Raw genomic sequence first — 19811 nt, 5'->3', positions numbered from 1 at the left:
CGTGACCACCGACAAATACGGCAATGGCAACAAGCCGGCATTCTCAGCCTTTTCTTTTTGATGCCCCTGGCATTGGAATTGCTTAATGCCAACACTCATTAATTGTAGATTGTGTATTGGATATTGTATAAAATTTGAAGGCATCATAAACTGAGGCCAGCTTAGAGGCTGCAATATGAAAATTTCGAGGAGATATCAATGACGAGTCAGTACGGGGATGCAGTAACGCCCGGCAGCGAGGTGAAAGCCGCCGGCGCGAGCAGTGAATTGAAGCGCGTTGTCGCTGCTTCCATGGTCGGTTCTGTAGCGGAGTGGTATGAGTTCTTCCTTTATGGAACCGCGTCGGCGCTGGTGTTCGGCACCCACTTCTTCAAGAAGACCGGCAACCCGGTTGATGGCCTGCTGGCAGCGTTCGCTTTGTACGCCGTCGGATTTGCCGCACGCCCTATCGGCGGCCTGGTGTTCGGCTACTACGGCGACAAGTTCGGCCGCAAGCATCTGCTGCAGGTGAGCCTGGTTATCGTCGGCATCACGACGTTCCTCATGGGATGCCTGCCGACGTTCGATTCGATTGGTTACTGGGCGCCGGCGCTGCTGGTCACGTTGCGCCTGATTCAAGGCTTTGCATTCGGCGGCGAATGGGGCGGCGCAATCCTGCTGGTGAGCGAGCATAGCCCCGACAATCGCCGTGCCTACTGGGCAAGCTGGCCGCAAGCAGGTGTGCCGGCCGGCAACCTGATCGCGACCGTCATTCTTCTGATACTTTCCAGCTCCCTGTCTGAAGCGGACTTCCTGGGATGGGGCTGGCGAGTGGCGTTCTGGTTCTCCGCGGTGGTAGTGCTGATCGGTTTCTGGATTCGCCGCAAGGTCGACGACGCACCCATCTTCAAGGAAGCCCAGGCGCGCCGGGAAAAGAAGCAAGAGAAGCAATTGGGCGTGACCCATGTCCTCAAGCACCACTGGCGCCAGGTCATCATCGGCATCGGCGCGCGCTTTGCTGAAAACATCCTGTACTACATGGTGGTGACGTTCTCCCTGACATACCTGAAACTGGTGGTGGGTGCGGACACGACGCGGATTCTGAAACTGATGTTCGGCGCCAACGTCATTCACTTCTTCTTCATCCCCTTCATGGGCCTGATGTCGGACGTCATCGGCCGCAAGCCGGTCTATCTCACCGGCGCCGTGCTGACTGCCGGCTGGGGTTTCGTCGCATTCCCCATGATGGACACGGGTAACGACTGGATCATCATGTCGGCCATCGTGCTGGGCCTGTTCATCCAGTCCATGACCTATTCGCCGTACTCGGCCTTGATGACCGAGATGTTCCCGACGAATGTCCGCTATACGGCACTGTCGCTGTGCTACCAGGTCGCGCCGCTGATGGCCGGTTCGCTGGCGCCGCTCATCGGCCTCTCGCTGCTGGAGCGCTACCACTCGTCAACGCCTATCGCTCTCTACCTGGTGGTTGCAGCCGTTCTCTCGATCATCTGTGTGAGCTTTGCCAAGGAGACCCGGGGCAAATCGTTGCATGACGTCGATGCCGAAGCGACTCACCGGGTCAAATCGTAAGCGGCACAAAACCCGTTGGACCGGCAGTTCCCGAAGCCACCCGAAAGGGTGGCTTTTCCGTCTAAACGCGCCGGCATATGTGGCCGGCGCCATCAGTTTGAAGGAGTTGTGGTGGCTGAAGCGACCGTGAACCTATCCCTTGCCCAGGTACATCAACTCAGCGTCGATACGCTGGTCCATCACGGAATGGCCCTGGAACATGCGGAATCAATCTCCAGGGTCATTACCGCTGGGCAGCGAGACGAGTGCAACTCTCACGGCCTGTATCGACTGATCAGTTGCGTGGATGCGATCCGAAAAGGAAAGGTAGTGCTCGACGCGGTGCCGGAGGTGGAGGACGTTTCCCCCGCCATCACGCGCGTCGACGCCAAATTCGGATTTTCGCAACTTGCGTTCGACCGCGGCGTGGAGAGCCTGATCGACAAGGCGCATGTGATCGGCATCGCCGCGTTGGCGGTCAACAATTGCTACCACTTTTCCGCCCTGTGGCCGGAAGTCGAACGCATTGCCGACGCCGGCCTGGCGGGCTTGGCAATGACGCCAAGCCATAGCTGGGTGGTGCCGGCCGGTGGGACGAAACCAGTCTATGGAACCAACCCGATCGCCTTCGCCTGGCCGCGCCCCGGCATGCATCCTTATGTGTTCGATTTTGCGACCAGTGCCACGGCGCGCGGTGAAATCGAACTTCATCGGCGAGCCGGGAAGAAGATCCCGTTAGGATGGGCGCTTGACGCAAACGGACTGCCCACGGAAGACCCGGAAGAAGCACTCAAAGGAGCGATGCTTGCATTTGGCGGCCACAAGGGCTCTGCACTGTCGGCGATGATTGAATTGATGGCGGGGGCGCTGATAGGAGATATGCTGAGCAGCGATTCACAGGAATTCGATGACGGCGCCAAGGTGACGCCCTGCCATGGGGAGCTTCTGCTGGCGTTCAGTCCGAAGATGTTCGGAGGGGCAGGCGCCGCTTCGGGTATGGAGCGCGCAGAGGCCATGTTCAATAGCATCACGTCACAAGGGGCACGCCTGCCTTCGCAACGTCGCTTCGAAGCGCGCAATCGTAGTATCGACAATGGCGTATTGATACCGGAAGCGCTTTATAAAGACGTACTCGCCCTGACCGGGCGCTGAGATGAAGCGCCGGCAATACGGACGCTTTTTGGCGCGCATACTTGCCAGGCGCTTCGTGAAAGGGGCTTTCTGCTAAGATTGTAGAAAATATGCAATATTCACTGCCAGGCCAGCATGGCTTGGCAGCCCTTCCAGTCACACACCGAAATATGAACGAGAAACGCCCTTCCCTTGGATTTGCAACACGCGCCGAAGCGGCTGCAAATGAACTGCGACGACGCATTTTGACAGGGGAATATGTCGACGGCTACCAGCTTCGGCAAGACGCACTCGCCACCGACCTGGGCATCAGCCGCATCCCGCTCCGGGAAGCGCTGGTACAGCTTGAAAGCGAAGGGCTGGTGAAAATTCTGCCACACAAGGGGGCGGTAGTATCGGAGTTGTCTTCTGAAGACATCACCGAGCTTTTCGAACTCAGGGTCCTGCTGGAACCGGTGTTGCTCCGCAAGTCCATTCCCAAGCTGACGATCCAGGATTTCGCCCAGCTGGAGGCAATCCTCAAAGAGTACAGCGAAGTGCTGCATGCGAGCCAGCCGGGACGTTGGGGCGAACTGAATACAGAGCTTCATCAGTTGCTGCTGTCGCGCGCCGACCAGCCAAAGACATCGGCCATCGTGGCATCCTTGTTGCAGCAAACCGACCGTTATACCCGCATGCAGCTTTCGCTATCGGAAGCCGCACGCGATGTGGCCGAATCCGAACACGCGGAGCTGGTTGCGCTGTGTCGCAAAGGGGACGCGCGTGCTGCAGCATCCCTCCTGAAGCGGCATATCGAACATGCCGGCGAAGAGCTGAATGCATTTTTGCGTGAGCGCCGCCAAGGGCGCTGACTACCCTGCGCCTGGCCTTCGCCTGTATCGACGGCCACCCGTTTCCATCATTGCCCGCATCGCCTTGCACGGCACACCGGCAACCAGAACCTGCAATGGTAAATGCAGGCGCCACTTTGCCCGCCTCCTTTAATCACGGAATTGCCGCGGCACTCGTTCCGGCAATGAGCATCCTCCCCAATACCGTCCAACGGCGCAGGTCATCAGCAGTGTGATGCCCTGATTCCGGTCATACGCTTTTTCATTCAGTCCCCCCTCCTCATCCCGCAGAACAATTACTATTCAAGCAACTTTTTATTTTATATTGTATAAAATATCCAAATTAAGTAAAATCGTTCCCGGCATACACCACAGGGCGCACCGTTCGTGCTGCGCACTTTGAGAACAACTCCAATTTGCATAAACGAGGAAACGTGATGAGCGACAATATTTTTACCGGCACCATTCCTGCACTGATGACCCCATGCACCGCTGACCGTCAGCCGGATTTCGACGCGTTGGTAAAAAAGGGCAAGGAACTGGTGGAAATCGGCATGCGCGCAGTGGTGTACTGCGGCTCGATGGGCGACTGGCCCCTGCTGACCGAAGCACAACGCCAGGAAGGCGTCGCACGCCTGGTGGCAGCCGGCGTCCCGACCATCGTTGGCACTGGCGCCGTCAACTCGAAGGAAGCGGTCTCCCACGCCGCGCACGCCGCCAAGGTGGGCGCGCAAGGCCTGATGGTGATCCCGCGCGTCCTGTCCCGCGGCGCTTCGGCGGCGGCACAGAAGGCCCACTTCGCCGCCATCCTGAAGGCAGCGCCGAACCTGCCGGCGGTGATCTACAACAGCCCGTACTATGGCTTCGCAACCCGCGCCGACCTGTTCTTCGAACTGCGCAGCCAATTCCCCAACCTGATCGGCTTCAAGGAATTCGGTGGCGCGGCAGACATGCGTTATGCGGCTGAAAACATCACGTCGCAAGACGAAAACGTGATCCTGATGGCAGGCGTCGACACCCAGGTATTCCACGGCTTCGTGAACTGCGGCGCTGCCGGCGCCATCACCGGCATTGGCAACGCGCTGCCGCGTGAAGTGCTGCAACTGGTCGACCTGTGCAACAAGGCCGTCAAGGGCGATGCCATTGCCCGTGCACGCGCCAAGGAACTGGAATCGGCGCTGGCCGTGCTGTCGTCGTTCGACGAAGGCTGCGACCTGGTGCTGTTCTACAAGTACCTGATGGTCCTGAACGGCGACAAGGAATACACCCTGCACTTCAACGCGACCGACAAGCTGAGCGATGCGCAACGCCGTTACGCTGAGTCGCAGTACAACCTGTTCCGTACCTGGTACGCCAACTGGTCCAAGAGCATCAACTAATCGCTAGTAAATGCTGAAAAATAAAAAGCTCGCCGCGGCGAGCTTTTTTCATGGTGCGACAGTTTTCCTTGTGTCAATTTTTCCCGGATTGATATCGCGCAAAGTAAATGCCAGACAAAAACAGCATCATATGGTCAGGCAAATTACGTTGTTAAAAACGCAATCCCGGAACGACGGCCTTGGTACCAATGGAAAATGGCCGCCTGTGAAGACTGGAAACCTGTTCTTGCCGAAACGACAGCATTGATAAGGTTCCAACTTCAATATTTGAACCGGGGGAAAGAATTCTGTGGCGCGGCTGGCGGGGATCGAACCCACGACCCTTGGCTTCGGAGGCCAATACTCTATCCACTGAGCTACAGCCGCGTTGTGGGGCAAAACCCGAAGAGGCCTGAAGAATACCGTTTTTCATGCGGGCCGTCCATTGGAGTAGGCGTTTTTACGTGTCAAATGGAAAGCATTGTGACTATAATCAAGGGTTCGGCGAGAGAGCGCAATGAAAGCCCTGCCTGATAATGAGTCCATACAAAGCCAGGCGATACAAAGGGAACCGACGTTTTCCGCCCCAATTTCGAGGAAACATTACGGAGGGACACTAATGAGCACAGCTCATCATGATGAACACGAGTCGGCAATCAAGACTCCCAAGCAATTGATCGCAGCTGTCGTAGCAGGTTTTCTGGTTCCAATCGTCTGCATTGTGCTTCTGGTCGAGTATGTGACCAACGGCCAGAAGACCGGTGCCGGCTCGGATGGGCAAACCCCCGAGATGATCGCGGCGCGCATCAAGCCAGTCGCCGACAATGGCTTCACCTTCCGTGACGCCAATACTCCCAAGCAACTGCAATCCGGCGAAGAAGTCTTCAAGTCGACTTGTGCCGCCTGCCATGCCGCCGGTGTCGCGGGCGCCCCCAAGGTTGGAGATGACGGCGCCTGGAAAGCCCGTATCGCCGAGGGCTACGACAAACTGGTTTCGCACGCCATCAACGGCTTGCGCGCCATGCCGCCAAAGGGTGGCAATCCCGACCTGGACGACGTGGAAATCCAGCGCACCGTGGTCTATATGGCCAATCAGTCCGGCGCCAAGTTCAAGGAACCGGAAGTGAAAGCTCCGGCTGCAGCTCCCGCTGCAAGTGACGGTGCCGCAGCACCGGCCGGCGATGCGCCTGCCGCTGCCACATCGGCCGCCCCAGCGAAATAAGGCGCTGCCAGCAAAAAGCCCCGAATGCTATTCGGGGCTTTTTATTGCCCGGCCTGCTCAACCGGGATCGGACCACCATCAATAACGTTGTGGTGGAGGTGGCGGAGGCGCATATCCGGCAGGCGCTTGTTGCTGCGCTTGCTGCTGCGGTTCAGCCACAAAGATTTCCACGCGGCGGTTCTTGGCGCGATTAGCGTCCGATGTATTGGGCACGAGCGGCTCATGCGAACCGCGGCCTTCGATCATGAAGCGGCCGACACCAACGCCGCGCGTGACCAGATAGTCGCGCGTGCGTGCTGCGCGCTGGGTGGACAACGGGTCATTGATCGCATCGCTGCCGGTATTGTCGGTATGACCAACGATAGTGATCGTGGTGGCTGGGTTCTCGACCAGAGTCGAGGCGAAGCGGTCCAGCACGGGGCGCATCTCAGGCTTGATGTCGGCACGGCCCGTATCGAAGGAAATATCGCTCGGAATCTCCAGTTTCAGGCGGTTGTCCTGGGTCTGGGTCACTTGCACGCCAGTGCCTTGGGTGGCCTGTTCCATGGCGCGCTTCTGGTTCTCCATCCGGTTGGACCAGATATTGCCGGCTACCGCCCCGATGGCGCCGCCGATGGCCGCACCGCCCAATGCCCGTCCGCCGCCGCCACCACCGGTGACTGCGCCAAGAATACCGCCGATACCGGCGCCAATACCCGCACCGGTGGCCGTACCGCGCTGCGTCTGGCTCATATCGGCACAACCGGAAATCGCCAGGACGCCGGCGATGGCGGCAATCGATAATGTCTTCATCTCGTTTCCTTTCTTCCCTTCTCAGCGTTGTTGTTCAGGCCTCGCGGCCGGTCAGATTCAGAGCAGGATGAACGCATTAATGTTCCGCTGCCAGCGATATTTTGCCTCCTGAAAAAAACAAAGGTATCCGGCGCACCGAATACCTTTGTCTCAACCGGGGGCGACTTCGCCAAAAAATCAGCGTCGCCTGCTGCCGCTCATGATACTTCCGGCGGTTCTTCCTGCCCGTCAGGTTCATTGTCGGCATCCTGGCCGCCGGAACGTTGGCTAAGGTAATACGCCAAGCCGCCGACCACACTGATGATGCCGCCATACAAAAGCGGCTTGCGCAGCCATCTCCTGGACAGCATGGATACGCCCGTTATCAGCAATGGCGTGACCGACTGCAAGCTGACGCCGCCAAGCCCGCCTGCGGCCAGCGACTTGATCGACTGCAGGGTCTTGCCGCCGCCGATGAAGGAGGTGGCAAAATGCGCGGCCCGGCTCAAGGCCCCCTTGGCCAACGATTCGGCGCTCAGATTGTGCCGCACCACTTCACGCGCCTCCATCACGCCCAAGCGATACAAGGCCCCTTGCGCCAGCACTTTGCGCTTGCGCTCTTCGTGCGTCATGCCGTCATCATGGTCTGCTTGCATACGGCTCCTTTTCGCTCTGTCGGTAGACGCCGCCATGATTACAGCAAGGCATCGCGGTCCTTGCGCAGTTCGGACATGGTGGCCGGCAGCGAGAGCTTGCCCTGCAGCAGCACGGAACGCGCATAAAACACCAGCCCAACCGTGACAACGCTGAAGATGGCGCCGAGCAACGCCAGGATTTTCCAGCCCCAGGTATCCCACGCCAGCATGACAAGCAATACAGACCAGAATGCGACCGCAAACCACAATGCGATCGCCGCCAGCACGAAGATGACCGCGAAGCGAACCAGGTTGGCGCCGATCTCCGACATCTCCAGCGATGCCAGTTCGATACGGCTGATGATAAGGCCGAGCAGGTTCTTGGCCAGGCCAAGCAAGCCAGCGGTCAGCCCGGGAGGTGCGGGCTGCGCCGGCTGGCCTTCTTTGTGCGGGGTCGCCATCGGGGCGCTGCTTACTTGCTGCGGCCGATGACCAGGCCCACCAGCAAACCGATGCCGGCCGAGATGGCCACGGCGCGCCACGGGTTCTCATGCACGTAATCGTCCGTCTTGGCGGCAACGACCTTGCCCTTTTCGATGGCGGCGGCCTGGGCGCCCTGCGCAGCTTCCGCAGCGGCTTCCAGCAGGGTCAGTCCCTTGGCGCGCAACACATCGGCCTTTTCACCGGTGGCGGCAGCGGCTTCAGCGAACAGGGCCTGGGCGTCCTTGACGAGGGTTTTCATATCGTTCCTCACGGTCTTGAGAGCGGCGGATTGGGTCATGCGGATTCTCCTTTTTATCCCAGTTGGTGAAATGACAAAACTGAATGCAGGCAGCGACACGATCAAGCTCAGCGTATCGGCCCGGCTTCAGCCGATTCTACAGAGGCGATTCATCGACGTGTAGCCGGTATGGCGCAATATTGCGCCAGCGCAAAGAAACTTCGATGACACATCCCGGCATTAGTTTCCCCCAAGGAAATACATGCCATGCGCGAACAGGCAGCACGCCGACGCCTGCATTCAGAAACGCGTCTCGCGCGCGGTACGCAGAAAGCTATCGAGGATCGGCGTGCAATCCAGCAGCTCGGCGCCGCCGGAGCGGTGGAATTCCGGGTGCCACTGCAACCCCATGACGAACGGCGCCTTGCGGTAGCGGATCGCTTCGACGATCTGGTCGGGGCCGGATACTGCTTCCACCGACAGGTCGCGCCCGAGGTCGCGTACCGCCTGGTGGTGGATCGAATTGACGATCGCGTTCTCGGTCTTGACCAGCGTCGCCAGCGAGGAACCCGGCGGGAACTGCAGCGCATGGAAATTGCTGTCGTACATCTCGTTGACGTGCGGGATCGCGGACGGCACATCGGTGGCGATGTCCTGGTACAAGGTGCCGCCGAAGGCCACGTTGATCAGCTGGCAGCCGCGGCAGATGCCCAGTACCGGTTTGCCGGCCTCGATGAATTCGTGCAGCAGTTCCAGCTCGTACATGTCGCGCGCGCGGTCGCCGCTCCATTCAGGCCGTGTCGCCGCCTGCGCATAGCTTTGCGGCGAAACGTCCGCCCCGCCTTGCAGCACCAGGCCGTCGAGATTCTTGGCATAGTCGCGCAAACGGATATTGCTGGGATGGACCAGGCCGTTGGTATTGACCGTCGGAATCATGAACACCAGCACGTCACGCGACATCACCCACTGCGCAATCGACTCTTCCAGGTATTGCAGCGTCTTGCTGCGCAAGCCCTTGGAGCCGGACTCGGGATGGAAGATACGGGCCGACACGCCGATCTTGAGCGTACGCTGCATGACACGGCGCCCGGCCTTGTCGGACATCGCGCGCAACCGCGCAGCCAGGAAATGCCAGGTCTGCGCCCACGGCGCATCGGTGGCATGGTGCGGTGGCGGCGGCAGGGGAGCGTGCTGGGCAGCTTGCGGCGGCACCGCCTTGGCAGGCTGCTCCGCCGGCTTCGGCTGGGCCGTCGCATCGGCGGCTTGCGGGGTGGCTGGGGATGCGGCAGGAGCGGGCTTGGCCGGATTGGGTTCGCGTGGCTGGCTGGCTTCGGAATCTTGGATGTCGGACATGGCTGCAATAACAAGTGAATATGAATAAACTGCGGCGAGTGTCATCTGCTGCAGCGTCCACATGCACTCATGGCGCAAGAGGGAGCTGCTGGGGGATGGCTGAGTATAAGCGCATTGCCCGGCTTTTGATACCCGCAGGAAAACCCGGAGAAAGGGCGCCGCCTTTGAATACGCATACCGCTTTGTACAAGCGGCCATCTGCGCTTTCGTGGCAAACTCCCCTTCCCTCGATAAAACAGACAACGGACAGTCCGTGCATGTTCCGGCTAATTTCGGCGAACTGCGCTCCCTGCCCGATGACAACGCCAGCCTCGCCACTGCCATGCCTAACGTACTCATCCTGTATGCCCACCCCGCCGCCGAACTCTCGCGCACCAATCGCCTGATGGTCGAGGCCGCCGCCAAGCTGCCCAACGTGGTGGTGAACGACTTGTATGAGCGCTATCCGGACTTCCACATCGACATCGAGCGAGAACAGCAACTGCTCACGCAAGCCGACCTGGTCGTGATGCAGCACCCGATCCACTGGTACAGCATGCCGGCGCTGCAGAAGGAATGGCTGGACCTGGTGCTGGCGCGCGGCTGGGCCTTCGGCCATGATGGCAACGCGCTGCGCGGCAAAGAGTTCTGGCTGGTGGCAAGCACCGGCGGCGAATCCGAGGCGTACGTACCCGGTGGACGCCATGGCCATCCCTTCAGCGACTTCCTCCCGCCTTACCGGCAAACCGCGCAACTGTGCGGCATGCGCTGGATGGAGCCGCTGATCCTGCACGGCGCCCACCACATCGCACCGGTCGAGTTCCAGCAGCACGTGGAACACTATCTCGACAAGCTGGAACGCTATCCGAACTGGGATTGAATGAATCCGGCATACCAACCGGCCCTTTCCGCAACCGACCACATCTCAATCCAATAAAGATAACGCCGCCATGGATGAACACTTACTCAAAGCCCTGGTTTACCTGCTCGCAGCAGTCGCCGCCGTGCCCATCGCCAAACGCCTCGGCCTGGGCGCGGTGCTGGGCTACCTGCTGGCCGGGATCGTGATTGGCCCCTGGGGCCTGGGCCTGATCAGCGAGGTCAAGCACATCCTCGAATTCTCCGAATTCGGTGTGGTGCTGCTGCTGTTCCTGATCGGGCTGGAACTCGATCCGAAACGGCTGTGGGCACTGCGGCGCTCCATCTTCGGCTGGGGTAGCGCGCAGGTGCTGGCAGTCACCGCCGCCCTGCTGGCGGCGGCCCTGGCTGCTGGCGTACCCTGGCGCATCGGCCTGATCGCGGCGCTGGGCATGTCGCTCTCTTCTACCGCGATTGCCCTGGCCACACTGGGCGAACGCAAGCTCACCGCCACGCCGGCCGGAGCGGCCGGATTTTCCATCCTGCTGTTCCAGGACATCGCCGCAATCCCGATGATGGCGGCGGTGCCGCTGCTGGGCGTAGCCGCCAGCCAGGGCAGCAGCCAGGGCTGGCTGCATGCAGGCCAGGTGGCGCTGGTGATCGCCCTGCTGATTTTCGGCGGACGCGTGCTGATGCGCCCCATCCTGCGCATCATCGCCAAGACCGACATGCGCGAGATTTTCACCGCCTTCGCCCTGCTGCTGGTGATCGCCACCGGTCTCCTGATGCAGTCGGTCGGCATGTCGATGGCGCTGGGTACTTTCCTGGCCGGCGTGCTGCTGGCCGATTCCGAATACCGCCATGCGCTCGAAAGCGACCTCGAACCGTTCAAGGGACTGCTACTGGGATTGTTCTTCATCGCCGTGGGCATGTCGGTGGACTTCGGCGTGTTCCTCGCGCAGCCCTGGCGCATTGTGGGCTTGGTAGTGGCCTTCCTGGCGATCAAGACGGCCGTGATGTGGTTCCTCGGGCGCTGTTTCGGCATCCCTCGCGGCCAGCAATTGTTCTTTGCATTCCTGCTCTCGCAGGGCGGCGAATTCGCCTTCATCGTATTCGGCGCCGCAGTCGGCGCAAAAGTATTGACGCCTGATGTCTCCTCCATCCTGATCGTGGTGGTAGCGCTGTCGATGCTGGTCACGCCGCTGCTGCTGCTGATCCATGACCGCTTGCTGATACGCTGGCTGGACACCGGCAGCCGCCGCCCGGAAGACGAGATCGAGCAGCAGGAGCATCCGGTTATCATCGCCGGCTTCGGGCGCTTCGGCCAGATCGTCGGACGCCTGCTGCATGCCAATGGCATCCACGCCACCGTGCTGGACCACGACCCGGACCAGATCGACTTCCTGCGCAAGTTCGGCTTCAAGGTGTTTTACGGCGACGCCACCCGCATCGACCTGCTGCGCACCGCAGGTGCCGCCCAAGCGCGCCTGCTGGTGATCGCCATCGACGACGCCCAGGCGGCGCTGGAGCTGGTCGACAAGGTGAAAGAGGAATTCCCGCACCTGGCGATCGCTGCCCGCGCACGCAATGTCACGCATTACTACGACCTGCTCGACCGCGGCGTCACGGTGCTGGAGCGCGAAACCTTCGAGAGCGCATTGCAGATGGGCCGGCGTGCGCTGGAGCAGCTCGGCTTCGGCGCCTACCGCGCGCGCCAGGCGGCGATGAAATTCCGTGCGCACAACATCAAGACGCTGCACGAGCTCTATCCCCACTACAAGGACCAGCAGCAGATGGTCTCGATGGCGGTGCAAGCGCGAGAAGAATTGCAAGCCATGTTCGCCAGCGACCGCGAAGCGATGGAGCGCGAACATACGCATGACCATTGGCGCGGCGAACCGGTAGTACAGGAAAAGCCGCCCGCAGATCCGGCCTGACCGGCGTGCGCCACCGGACGAAAAAAAGCCGGGCATGCTTGCGCATGTCCGGCCACTCCCTCACTGCTTGCTGCTTCCCACGGACTACCCTCAGGACTACAGACACTACTCGCTACAGGCGACAACAATTTGCTACAGAAAATCAGTTCAGCGCCAGCGGGACGAAGATCTTCTCATCGCCGCGCTCCACCAGCAGCGCCACGCTCTTGCCGGCCTGGCTGGCCAGCGTGCGCAACTGCTCGACGCTGGAGACCGGCGTGCCGTTCAAGGCCAGGATCACGTCGCCGCTCTGGATACCGGCAATTGCCGCCGGACCGTTGACGTCTTCCACCAAGAGGCCGTTCTGGCCGCCCAGCTGCTTGCGTTCATCCGAGTCCAGCGGGCGCACTGCCAAACCCAACCGGCCTTGATTCTCGGCCTTGCTGGCAGGCGCGTCATTCTTGGCGGACTTCATCTCGCCCACCGTCACGTTGATGGTGCGCACCTTGCCGCCACGCATCACTTCCAACGCCCTCGATGTGCCAGGTGCAGTATCGGCCACCAGCGTGGGCAGATCCACCGAACGGTCAATGGCATGGCCACTGAAGCTGAGGATCACATCACCCGCCTGCAAGCCGGCCTTGTCGGCCGGGCTGCCCTTTTCCACCGAACTGACCAGCGCGCCTTGCGCATTCTTCAGGCCGAACGATTCGGACAGTGCCTGGTTCAGATCCTGCACCGACACGCCCAGGCGGCCACGCGTGACCTTGCCATGCTGCGCCAACTGCTGCTCGACCTTCATCGCCACGTCGATCGGAATGGCAAACGACAAGCCCTGGAAGCCGCCGGTCTGGCTGTAGATCTGCGAATTGATGCCGATCACTTCACCCCTCAGGTTGAACAGAGGACCGCCCGAATTGCCGGGGTTGACCGCCACATCGGTCTGCAGGAAAGGCACGTAATTGTCGTCCGGCAAGCTGCGCGACTTGGCGCTGATGATGCCGGCGGTAGCCGTATTGTCGAAACCGTAAGGCGAGCCGATGGCCAGCACAGGTTCGCCAACCTTCACGATGGACGGGTCGCCGATCTGTACCGTGGGCAGGTTCTTGGCATCGATGCGGATCACCGCGATGTCGCTCTGCTTGTCCACACCCAATACCTTAGCCTTGAATTCGCGGCGATCGGTCAGCTTGACCACCACTTCCTGCGCACCCTCGACCACATGGGCATTGGTCAGGATCACGCCGTCAGGCGAAATGATGAAGCCCGACCCCAAACCATGCATGACCTGCGGCTGGCGCGGTATCTGCAGTTGCGGGCCGAAACGCTTCAGGAACTGGGAAAACGGATCGTCCGGATCTCCACTGTCGCTGTCGTCGGCCACCTTCTTGACCTTGCCGGTGACGCTGATGTTGACCACTGCCGGCCCCGCACGCTGCACGATGCCGGAAAAATCGGTGGCCGCCGCGATCACTGGCCCGGCCGGCGCTGTCGGTCCGGTATTGGAAGCGACCAGCGGCGTGTTGATTGGAGCCGCATGGGCCATAGGCAGGTCGGCGCCACGGAAATACACATAACTGCCGCCGACGACGGCAGCCAGCATCACAGCCAATGTGTTGCGAACGAAAACGATTCGACGGCTCATCATGCACTCCTTTTCTTCCCAGAGAAATATCGGTGGCCCGGCAGCCGGATGGCCTTTGGATGCCGCGGCTGCCCGACCGTTGGAGTGAAGATTAAGGCGGGAAAATTAAGACAAACTTAAGACGGGAAAAATCGGAAGACGACAAAAAACTGCAGTCCTGACGAAAGCCAGGACCCGGCGTCTTTCAAAGATCTGAAACTACGCGCCGAATGAACTATGGCAGCAGCGCAAACGTGACGCGCGCCTGAAGCCCCTTGCCGGTATTTTTCAGCTCCACCGGCACGCGGTGCAGGTCGGCAATCTGGCGCACGATAGCCAGTCCCAACCCGCTGCCTAACGCGGCGCGGCCGGTGTTCTGCTCTTGCGGACGGCGGGCGCGATAGAAGCGGTCGAACACGCGCGGCATCTCGCTCTCGGCGATGCCCGGGCCGCTGTCCTGGATGAGCACCACGCACTTACTGTTGTCCGGCGTGATGAACGATACGTCCACCACACCGCCGGCCGGCGTGTAACGCAAGGCGTTGTCGACCAGGTTGTTGAACAGGATGCGCAGGGCGTCGGCATTGCCGCTCACCATCAACGGACCGCCGTCGCCATCCTCGCTGGACAGCCCAAGGTCGATATCCCCATCGCTGGCCACCGAAGACAGGTCGGCCACCACGCCGCGCAGGAGTTCGCGCAGGTCGACCGGCGTGAAGCTCATCGCATCGGGCTCCTGGCGCGCCAGGGTCAGCAACTGATGCACCAGGTGCGTAGTGCGCTCCAGGCCGTTCTTCAAATCGGAAAAAGCCGCCTTGCGCTCCCCTTCATCGGCCGCGCGTTCAGCCAATTGCGCCTGCAGGCGCAAGGCCGTCAGTGGCGTGCGCAGTTCATGCGCGGCATCGGCCACGAAGGCGCGCTGCGCCTCGGTCGATTGTTTCAGGCGTGCCAGCAGGTCGTTCAGCGCATGGGTCAGCGGCTGGATTTCCTGCGGCAGGCCGACGTCGGCGATCGGCATCAGGGAATTCATGTCGCGCGCCTGCACCTCGGCGGCCGCCCGCCGCACCGGCGCCAGCCCGCGGCTGACCGCCAGCCATGCCAGGATGCCGATCAGCGGGAACAGCAGGAACAACGGCGCCACCGTCTTGACCGCCATCTGCGCGGCGATCTCGTCGCGCGCGCTTTGCGGCTGCGCCACCTGCACCACCGTACTGCCGACCTGGGCGCTGTAGACGCGCCACATGCCGTTGGGCCCGCGCACGTTGACGAAGCCCAGTTCAGCCTGGCGCGGCATGGCGCTGCGCGCGTGCGAGTGGTAAATGACGGTGCCGCTGCTGTCCCAGATCTGCATCATGATCTCGTCTTCCAGCTCCGGCAGTTGCTGCCCCGGAGAAATCGGCGAGAAGGCTTGGCGCGGCAATGAAGCTGCGATCTGGCGCATCTGGTAATCGAAGATCTGGTTGGCCTCGCCGCGCGCCTGGAAATACAGGCCGACGCCGGCGGCCACGATGATGGAGAACAACCCCAGCCCGAGCCACAGCAGCAGCTTGTTGCGCATCGAACTCATGCCGGCACCAGATAGCCGACGCCGCGCACGTTCTTGATGAAGTCGCTGCCGACCTTCTTGCGCAGCGCGTGGATGTGCACTTCGACGGCATTGCTTTCGATGCTGTCGTCCCAGCCGTAGAGCTTCTCTTCCAGCTGGGCGCGGGACAGCACCACGCCGGGGCGGTCCATGAAGGCATGCAGCAGGGTGAATTCGCGGGCCGACAGGTTGACCGGCTGGCCGGCCACGGTGACTTCATGGGTAGCGGGGTTCAAGACCACCTCGCGCACCTGCACCAGGCTGTCGGCACGGCCGGACTGGCGGCGCAGCAGCGCGCGCATGCGGGCGGAGAGTTCTTCCAGGTCGAAGGGCTTGATCAGGTAATCGTCGGCGCCGGCGTCCAGGCCGGCCACGCGGTCCGCCACGGCATCGCGCGCGGTGGTGATCAGCACCGGGATGCGATTGCCCCGCTCGCGCATGGTCTTCAAGACCGCCAGCCCGTCCTTTTGCGGCAAGCCGAGGTCGAGCAGCAGCATGGCGTAGTCTTCATTGCGCAGGGCGGCATCGGCCGACTTGCCGTCCTGCACCCAGTCGATGGCGAAACCGTCCTGACGCAAGCCCTTGCGCACCGCTTCGCCCACCATGGGATCGTCTTCCACCAGCAATACCCGCATATCCGCTCCGCGCTCTTTTACAAGATCTTCGCCAGGATGAACACCACCGTCGACAACAAGATAGTCGAAGCGAACGGCAACGAGAAGGTGCGGCCGAACAGGCGGAAACGCAAGTCGCCCGGCAAACGGCCTATGCCCAGCTTCTCCAGCCAGGGCAGCAGCGATGAAAACACGATCACGGCAAGAAAAATAACGACAACCCAGCGTATCACGTGCGCTCCTTTACAGCCGGTGGGTGCGGTCATGGCGCAGCATGCGCTGCGGCCATTCCGCGTTCTTGCCGATGGCCAACACCTTGAACAGCTCGCCCATCTCGGCAGGGGAAATCAGTTTCTGCATGGCGTTGGCTTGCGGCAGATATTGCAGGCTGTCCTCCGGCGAGGTGCGCAGCAGCAGTTCGCCGATGCCTGCATTGAGCAGGAAGGCGCCCTGGCTGGTATAGGCCAGCACGTCCGCGCCCTCCTCCACCGCGGCCACCGCCATGGCGGTGAAGTCGACGTGGGCCGTGATGTCCTGCAGCCCCGGGAGGTAGAAAGGGTCGGGATGCGCATGATGGCGGTAATGGCACATCAGCGTGCCTTGCGAGCGGTCGTCCAGATAGTATTCGGCCGCCGGGAAACCGTAATCCGGCAAGATCGCCACCGCCCCCGCGCCGCGCGCGATCATGCCTGCCAGCGTGCGCATGAAACCGGTGGCCACCGGCGCCAGTTCTGTCAGGTAACCTTCCGGCAATTCCTCGGCGTCGGGGATCTGCGCAACCGGCAGCCCATCCACCGCACGGTCGGAAAATACGAAAGTGCCCTGGGCATTGACGGCCACGCCGCGCTCCAGCCAGGCGCCATCCGACTTGACCGCTAGGCGCACCGGCATGGCATCCAGCACCTCATTGCCCAGCACTACGCCGGAAAAGCGCTCAGGCAAGGCATCCAGCCACTCGACCAGGGCCGCGAACCCGCCCAGCGTCTCGCGCTGGCGTGCGCGTAGCTGGGCCGATATTTCCACAATGAAATATTTCTGCGGCAATTGGTTGCGGGATTGCAGTTCCGACAGGATGTCGAACGCCAATTTGCCGGTGCCGGCCCCGAATTCGAGGAAAACATTGGCAATCGATTCATTGACAGCGATCAGTTCTGTCGCCAAATGCGCCAATGTCGCGCCAAACAGGGGCGAAATTTCCGGGGCGGTTGTAAAATCACCATCTTTGCCCAATTTGGCCGCGCCGCCGCTGTAATAGCCGAATTGCGGCGCATACAGCGCCAGCTCCATGTAGCGCTCGAAGGATATCCAGCCACCCGCGGCAGCGATCTCGCCGGCGATCAGTTGCCGGAGGGCGTGTGAGGCGGCCTGTGCATCGGCGCCTGGTTCAGGTAATTGCAATTGCATGGGCCGTATTGTATTTGAACTTATGAAATCCCAACCCCATTCCCATACAGCTCCACGCATAGCCCTGGTAACCGGCGCCGCGCGCCGTATCGGCCGCCACATTGCACTAGCGCTGGCGCATGCCGGCTGGGATGTGGCCGTGCACTACAACCGCTCGCGCGACGAAGCCGATGAAGTGGTGCGTGAGATCGAGGCGCTGGGACGCCGCGCACTGGCTGTGCGCGCCGAACTGGGCGACGAAGGGCAAGTCCGCGGCCTGCTGGCGCAAGCCGCGCCGCTGGGGCGCGTGTCGTGCGTGGTCAACAACGCCTCCCTGTTCGATTTCGACGACGCCGCCAGTTTCGGCAATGAGCGCCTGATGCGCCACATGTGCGCCAATGTCGGCGCCCCGGTATTGCTGGCGCAGGCGCTGTTCGAGGCTACGCCCGAAGGCGCCCAGTCCGTAGTGGTCAACCTGCTGGACCAGAAACTGTACAATCCCAATCCCGATTACCTGTCTTACACGCTGTCCAAGGCCGCGCTGCACAACGCCACCACGCTGCTGGCGCAAGCGCTGGCGCCACGCGTGCGGGTGGTCGGCGTGGCGCCGGGCATCACGATGGCATCAGGCGACCAGACTGCCGAAGAATTCGACCGCGCCCACCAGGTGACGCCACTGGGCAAGAGCAGCACGCCCGACGACATCGCCGCCGCGGTCTGCTACGTCGCCTCGGCGCCGGCTGTTACCGGCACCACCTTGCTGGTCGATGGCGGCCAGCATTTGCTCCCCCTTTCGCGCGACGTCATGTTCGTGGCGAAATAATCTTTTTCTTTTCTTATCATGCTCGCATTGTTCCATCCGTCCCTGCAAGATTGCCGCCGCCTGTTCCTGCGCAACTATGAAGTGCTCATCAACATCGGCGTGCACGAATTCGAGAAGAAGGGCGAGCAGCGCATCCTGGTCAACGTCGACCTGTTCATCCCGCTGGCCGACTCGACCCCCAAGGCCGACTTGCTGGATGAAGTGGTGGACTACGACTTCATCCGCTCCACCATCGCCCGCCGCATGGCGCAGGGCCACATCCACCTGCAGGAAACCCTGTGCGACGACGTGGTCGCCGCCATGCTGGCGCATCCCAAAGTGCGCGCGGCACGCGTATCGACTGAAAAACCGGATGTCTACCCCGACTGCGACGCAGTCGGCGTGGAAGTCTTCCGCATCAAGCGCGGCAACTGAACCAACCAACGGGCAGCACCATGAACGACCGACTCCATCCCTCCGCCGACACTCCCTCCGGCGACGCATCCGACCAGGCCGCCATCAGCGCCAAGAAGGCGGAGAAGATCGCCTACGAGAACAACAAGCTGCACAAGCGGCTGTGCCGCCAGGTCGGCCAGGCCATCGGCGACTTCAACATGATCGAGGATGGCGATAAGGTCATGGTCTGTCTCTCGGGCGGCAAAGACAGCTATGCGCTGCTGGACATCCTGCTGACGCTGCGCGAGCGTGCGCCGATCCATTTCGACATCGTCGCCGTCAACCTCGACCAGAAGCAGCCCAACTTCCCGGCCGACGTGCTGCCGGCCTACCTGGAAAAGATCGGCGTGCCCTACCACATCGAAAACCAGGACACCTACAGCATCGTCAAGCGCGTGGTTCCTGAAGGCAAGACCACCTGTGCGCTGTGCTCGCGCCTGCGCCGCGGCATCCTGTACCGGGTAGCCACCGAGCTGGGCGCCACCAAGGTAGCGCTGGGCCACCACCGCGACGACATCCTGGAAACCTTCTTCCTCAACATGTTCTTCGCCGGCAAGCTCAAGGGCATGCCGCCCAAGCTTCAATCCGACGACGGCAAACAGATCGTGATCCGCCCGTTGGCCTATGTAAAGGAAGCCGACCTGATCCGCTACGCCGAGGTCAAGCAGTTCCCCATCATCCCCTGCGACCTGTGCGGCAGCCAGGAGAACCTGCAGCGCAAGCAGATCAAAGGCCTGATGCGCGAATGGGAAAAGAAATTCCCGGGCCGGGTCGACAATATCTTCTCGTCGCTGTCGACCGTGGTGCCCTCACACCTGATGGACCGCGACCTGTTCGGTTTCACGGCCCTGCAAGCCACCGGCGAGGCTGACGCCAATGGCGACATCGCCTTCGACGAAGAACCCTGCAGCACCGGCGCCGGCCAACCGGCCGACAACGCGTTCGGTTCGCAAATCATTTCGCTGTTTCCAGCCGACTGATTGGAACGTACGCCGCCACATCAATTCACGTGCTGGCGGCGC

General features: G+C 61.4%; 20 protein-coding genes and 1 tRNA gene. 10 read left to right on the top strand and 11 right to left on the bottom strand.

Features of this window, described 5'->3' with window-relative positions; genetic code table 11:
* The first annotated feature begins 198 nt into the window (after positions 1–198).
* The 4 genes from abaF to AKL28_RS08630 all read left to right on the top strand — a co-directional run bounded on the left by abaF (position 199) and on the right by AKL28_RS08630 (position 4891).
* Positions 199–1572, top strand: a complete 1374-nt coding sequence (gene abaF / locus AKL28_RS08645) for a fosfomycin efflux MFS transporter AbaF (protein WP_050467721.1) — start codon at positions 199–201, stop codon at positions 1570–1572.
* Between the two features lie 111 nt (positions 1573–1683).
* The gene (locus AKL28_RS08640) at positions 1684–2703 is read left to right on the top strand and encodes an Ldh family oxidoreductase (protein ID WP_050467814.1); all 1020 of its coding nucleotides are present in this window, start codon (positions 1684–1686) and stop codon (positions 2701–2703) included.
* A gap of 149 nt (positions 2704–2852) precedes the next feature.
* Complete coding sequence (locus AKL28_RS08635) at positions 2853–3533, top strand: GntR family transcriptional regulator (RefSeq protein WP_050467720.1); 681 nt, start codon at positions 2853–2855, stop codon at positions 3531–3533.
* Between the two features lie 416 nt (positions 3534–3949).
* Complete coding sequence (locus AKL28_RS08630; protein ID WP_050467719.1) at positions 3950–4891, top strand: dihydrodipicolinate synthase family protein; 942 nt, start codon at positions 3950–3952, stop codon at positions 4889–4891.
* Positions 4892–5181: 290 nt separating this feature from the next.
* On the opposite strand, the gene AKL28_RS08625 is transcribed toward AKL28_RS08630, so the two are convergent.
* A tRNA-Arg gene (locus AKL28_RS08625) sits at positions 5182–5257 on the bottom strand.
* A 232-nt stretch (positions 5258–5489) separates the two neighbouring features.
* Here AKL28_RS08625 and AKL28_RS08620 point away from each other — a divergent pair.
* Positions 5490–6092: a c-type cytochrome gene (locus tag AKL28_RS08620; protein ID WP_050467718.1), complete on the top strand. Its 603-nt coding sequence runs from the start codon at positions 5490–5492 to the stop codon at positions 6090–6092.
* Positions 6093–6170: 78 nt separating this feature from the next.
* Here the strand turns inward: AKL28_RS08620 and AKL28_RS08615 are convergent, their stop codons facing one another.
* From AKL28_RS08615 to AKL28_RS08595, 5 genes are all read right to left on the bottom strand, one after another.
* A complete protein-coding gene (locus AKL28_RS08615; protein WP_050467717.1) occupies positions 6171–6884 on the bottom strand; it encodes an OmpA family protein in 714 nt (237 codons plus the stop codon).
* A gap of 197 nt (positions 6885–7081) precedes the next feature.
* Positions 7082–7519, bottom strand: a complete 438-nt coding sequence (locus tag AKL28_RS08610; RefSeq protein ID WP_050467716.1) for a hypothetical protein — start codon at positions 7517–7519, stop codon at positions 7082–7084.
* Between the two features lie 38 nt (positions 7520–7557).
* Entirely contained in the window at positions 7558–7959 is a 402-nt protein-coding gene (locus AKL28_RS08605) for a phage holin family protein (protein WP_050467715.1), read from the bottom strand.
* 11 nt (positions 7960–7970) lie between these two features.
* Positions 7971–8279, bottom strand: coding sequence for an ElaB/YgaM/YqjD family protein (locus tag AKL28_RS08600; RefSeq protein ID WP_050467714.1), 309 nt, complete (start codon positions 8277–8279; stop codon positions 7971–7973).
* Between the two features lie 240 nt (positions 8280–8519).
* On the bottom strand, positions 8520–9572 hold the full coding sequence (locus tag AKL28_RS08595) for a gamma-glutamyl-gamma-aminobutyrate hydrolase family protein (RefSeq protein ID WP_050467713.1): 1053 nt from the start codon (positions 9570–9572) through the stop codon (positions 8520–8522).
* 253 nt (positions 9573–9825) lie between these two features.
* On the opposite strand from AKL28_RS08595, the gene kefF reads away from it, so the two are divergent.
* Positions 9826–10431, top strand: a complete 606-nt coding sequence (kefF, locus tag AKL28_RS08590; RefSeq protein ID WP_231602374.1) for a glutathione-regulated potassium-efflux system oxidoreductase KefF — start codon at positions 9826–9828, stop codon at positions 10429–10431.
* Positions 10432–10501: 70 nt separating this feature from the next.
* Positions 10502–12346: a glutathione-regulated potassium-efflux system protein KefC gene (gene kefC / locus AKL28_RS08585; RefSeq protein ID WP_050467712.1), complete on the top strand. Its 1845-nt coding sequence runs from the start codon at positions 10502–10504 to the stop codon at positions 12344–12346.
* A 142-nt stretch (positions 12347–12488) separates the two neighbouring features.
* Here the strand turns inward: kefC and AKL28_RS08580 are convergent, their stop codons facing one another.
* From AKL28_RS08580 to AKL28_RS08560, 5 genes are all read right to left on the bottom strand, one after another.
* Entirely contained in the window at positions 12489–13970 is a 1482-nt protein-coding gene (locus AKL28_RS08580) for a DegQ family serine endoprotease (protein WP_050467711.1), read from the bottom strand.
* 214 nt (positions 13971–14184) lie between these two features.
* A complete protein-coding gene (locus AKL28_RS08575) occupies positions 14185–15516 on the bottom strand; it encodes an ATP-binding protein (RefSeq protein WP_050467710.1) in 1332 nt (443 codons plus the stop codon).
* Complete coding sequence (locus tag AKL28_RS08570; RefSeq protein ID WP_050467709.1) at positions 15513–16169, bottom strand: response regulator; 657 nt, start codon at positions 16167–16169, stop codon at positions 15513–15515. The genes AKL28_RS08575 and AKL28_RS08570 overlap by 4 nt, the downstream gene beginning before the upstream one ends.
* Positions 16170–16186: 17 nt before the next feature.
* The gene (locus tag AKL28_RS08565; protein ID WP_050467708.1) at positions 16187–16381 is read right to left on the bottom strand and encodes a DUF2905 domain-containing protein; all 195 of its coding nucleotides are present in this window, start codon (positions 16379–16381) and stop codon (positions 16187–16189) included.
* Between the two features lie 10 nt (positions 16382–16391).
* Complete coding sequence (locus AKL28_RS08560) at positions 16392–17552, bottom strand: class I SAM-dependent methyltransferase (protein WP_050467707.1); 1161 nt, start codon at positions 17550–17552, stop codon at positions 16392–16394.
* A gap of 22 nt (positions 17553–17574) precedes the next feature.
* On the opposite strand from AKL28_RS08560, the gene AKL28_RS08555 reads away from it, so the two are divergent.
* From AKL28_RS08555 to ttcA, 3 genes are read left to right on the top strand one after another with little or no spacing between them, the layout of a single operon-like run.
* On the top strand, positions 17575–18354 hold the full coding sequence (locus tag AKL28_RS08555; protein WP_050467812.1) for an SDR family oxidoreductase: 780 nt from the start codon (positions 17575–17577) through the stop codon (positions 18352–18354).
* An 18-nt stretch (positions 18355–18372) separates the two neighbouring features.
* Positions 18373–18768 (top strand): dihydroneopterin aldolase, encoded by a 396-nt coding sequence (locus tag AKL28_RS08550; RefSeq protein ID WP_050467706.1) that lies wholly within the window; start codon positions 18373–18375, stop codon positions 18766–18768.
* A 20-nt stretch (positions 18769–18788) separates the two neighbouring features.
* Positions 18789–19769, top strand: coding sequence for a tRNA 2-thiocytidine(32) synthetase TtcA (gene ttcA / locus AKL28_RS08545; protein ID WP_050467705.1), 981 nt, complete (start codon positions 18789–18791; stop codon positions 19767–19769).
* Positions 19770–19811 lie beyond the last annotated feature (42 nt).

The sequence above is a fragment of the Herbaspirillum chlorophenolicum genome (assembly GCF_001189955.1).
GTDB classification, from domain to species: Bacteria; Pseudomonadota; Gammaproteobacteria; order Burkholderiales; family Burkholderiaceae_D; genus Herbaspirillum; species Herbaspirillum chlorophenolicum.
The sequence above is the reverse complement of the archived record's forward strand: the minus strand, read 5'-3'. Positions and strand labels throughout refer to the sequence as shown.